The sequence below is a fragment of the Microcoleus sp. Pol11C3 genome (assembly GCF_036701485.1).
GTDB lineage: Bacteria > Cyanobacteriota > Cyanobacteriia > Cyanobacteriales > Microcoleaceae > Microcoleus.
Window position 1 is genome coordinate 1 of record NZ_JAUBQW010000258.1, and the last position, 2,940, is coordinate 2,940.

General features: G+C 40.3%; 1 protein-coding gene. It reads left to right on the top strand.

Annotated features, from left to right (window positions below):
* Positions 1-344: 344 nt before the first annotated feature.
* Positions 345-2,828, top strand: a complete 2,484-nt coding sequence (locus QUA40_RS28205) for an NACHT domain-containing NTPase (protein ID WP_333131943.1) — start codon at positions 345-347, stop codon at positions 2,826-2,828.
* The last annotated feature ends 112 nt before the right edge of the window (positions 2,829-2,940 follow it).

Genomic DNA, 2,940 nt, shown 5'->3' on the forward strand with positions numbered 1-2,940 from the left:
TTTTTAACAATGTATGAAGAGGAGTACAAATTTACTTTTTGTGAGTCAAGCAGAGCGTGCTGTCAAAAAAATGCTATTATGTATGCTATCGCAAGCGAGGCTTTACTGAACCATGTAATTATAGTTCGTTTGATCTGATATTCTCTGCTTTATCCTCCTGAGTGAGGGTCAGTAACATTATACCTCATCTTTCCGAGAAAGGCTATATCTACAATCTTCAGTTTCAGCCTGGTATTGAATAGCATTTTTGCTCCCGAATAAGTAATATAAGAGCAGCCCTAACCGTGATTTAAGGCTAGATAGAAGATACTGGACTCGCTTTCAGGTAATAGAGAGGTTAGTCAATGACGCTGCCGCGTGACTTTTTAATTGACATAGGTGGTAACTACGATCTTTCGCCAGAGGAAAAGGAGGCTTTTGTAATCTGGTTTAGCAGCAACAAGACAGGGTTGGAGATAGCAACAGAACTCCATATCAGCAACAGTGCGCTTACCACTCGCATGAGCCACGTTTACAAAAAGTTCAGTATCAACGGTAAAGGCCCAGGTAAATATGGTCGCTTGCTCTATTTTCTGACTGCTAAATATCGTAAATGCAAGGCTTCGGACTCTCCAACTTCTAATCTGTCAGAGGATGAGTTAAATGACTTGGTGCAAGAGGTGCGCCAGAATTGCCGCGAGATGATTCAAGACCAGTGCGGTATAATGCGATCGCTCACCATGTCACAACCCATTGACGTAAGTGACCTCTACACCAAGGTCAATATTCTGGAAAAAATTACCAGTCATCGGCGGCGCGAAATAGATGAACTGTTGCAAGACTGTAACCCGGAAAACTTCGAGCGCTTCGGACTTGGCAGAGTAACTGATAAAGGAAGACCTGGACTAGAAGCGGTTGAGAAATACTCAAAATTAATGGTGTTGGGTAAGCCCGGTTCAGGAAAAACTACATTTTTGAAGCATTTAGCAATCCAGTGCGAGCGAGCTAAATTCCAAGCTCATCGCGTTCCTATTTTTATCACGCTCAAGCAGTTTGCAGAAACAGAAGGAAAACCTAGCTTACTGGAATACATCACCCAGATACTTTCTGATTGTGATGTCTCGGATGAACAAATAGCTGTTCTTCTATTGAAGCACGGTAAAACACTGGTTTTACTCGATGGTTTGGATGAAGTAAAAGATGAGGATAACAACCGTGTCATCAAGCAAGTTCGCGATTTTTCTGACAAGTTTCGCACCAATCAGTTCGTAATAACTTGCCGGCTTGCAGCAAAAAATTATACTTTTGAGAAGTTTACAGAGGTTGAAGTCGCAGATTTTGATGACGAGCAGATTAATACCTTTGCCCAGAAATGGTTTCAGAGTAAAGGACCTGCCAAAGCCGAAGAATTTATTGAACAGCTTACGGAAAATGACCGGATTCGACAACTGGCAACAAATCCGTTACTGCTAACGCTGTTATGTTTGGTGTTTGAAGAACCGGTCCAATTCCCTGTTAATCGTTCGGAACTTTATGAAGAAGCAATAGACATTCTGCTGAGCCGATGGGATAAAACGCGAAACATAGAGCGAGATCAGGTATATAAAAATCTCTCATTGCAGCGTAAGAAAGATTTACTTAGTCAAATTGCTTTAACGACGTTTGAGCGGGGGGACTATTTATTTAAACAGAAACAACTAGAACAGTACATTTCTGATTACATCCGCAATCTACCTGATACTCATAACCCTCCAGAAGTTTTACAACTGGATAGTGGGGCAGTTTTGAAGTCCATTGAAGCGCAGCATGGGTTATTAATGGAACGGGTTCAAAAAATCTACTCTTTTCCTTACTTGAGTTTTCAAGAGTATTTCACAGCTAGAGGAATTGTTAATAGTAATGGCATAAATGCTGTGGAAATGTTGGCAACTCATATCACCGATAAACGCTGGCACGAAGTTTTTTTACTAGCGGCTGATATGTTGCAGCCTACTGATGATCTGCTGTGGTTAATGAAGCGAAAAATTGATCTTATCATAACCTCAGATGAAAAATTGCAGCAGTTCTTGGCTTGGGTTAATCAAAAATCTTTTGAGATTCAAATTCCTGATAACTTAATGACTAAAGTATTTTACTTTTATATTGACCTGCTAGACTTTTATCTTGACCTGCTATCTGGCAATAACTTTACATTTTACGTGATGTTAGGCGAGCAAAATCTTTCGCTTGAATACGATCTCTACCTTTACCTTATTCTTAAAAATGCCCTTACTCTTACGCGAGTGTTTAGCCGCACTATTAACTTTTACCTTGAAGGGGATGAAGTCGATGGCATTGCTCAGATTTTCAACTTTTACTTTGATCGAGTTTTGACAATTCAGCTTAATTCGGAACTAACCCAATGGCTTCGTCAACTCCAAGAACAGCTTCCCGATAGAGATGATTGTTCAGAAACTTATTATAAAGAATGGTGGCAATCTGACGGGGAATATTGGACTGAAGAATTAAGAGCAGCCATGATTATTAACCGCAATATCGGTTACTATTGGCCGTTAACTGATAGCCAGGAGGAATTAATAAAGCAATACTACGATGCAACTAGCTTGCTGCTCAGTTGTATGTATAATTATCCTGACCAGACAAAGAAGCAAATTGAGGAGAGCCTATTGCGTTCTCCTGCCGAGTTTAAGGTAGGGATATATTTACTTCCGAGTAAATTATTACAGTTGTCTAATCATAGGGGTGGATTACAATATGCTTTAAAAAAAGTAATAAAGTTTGGTACAGATATTCCTCCAGATCATGGTGTACAGCTTAATTTACTAGAGTTGTTGAGTTGGGACTGTTAAGCTCTTGACGCTCGCCCTCACTCTGAGAACAGAATCTAAATAGGGCTTGCTGAATATATCGATCGCACTTGAGGTAGCCTGGGTTTTGAGCGCGCGATCGAGAATAAAGTGC

Excerpts from the sequence above, each read along its gene's own strand:
- QUA40_RS28205 (WP_333131943.1), top strand. The coding sequence starts at position 345 with ATGACGCTGCCGCGTGACTTTTTAATTGACATAGGTGGTAACTACGAT.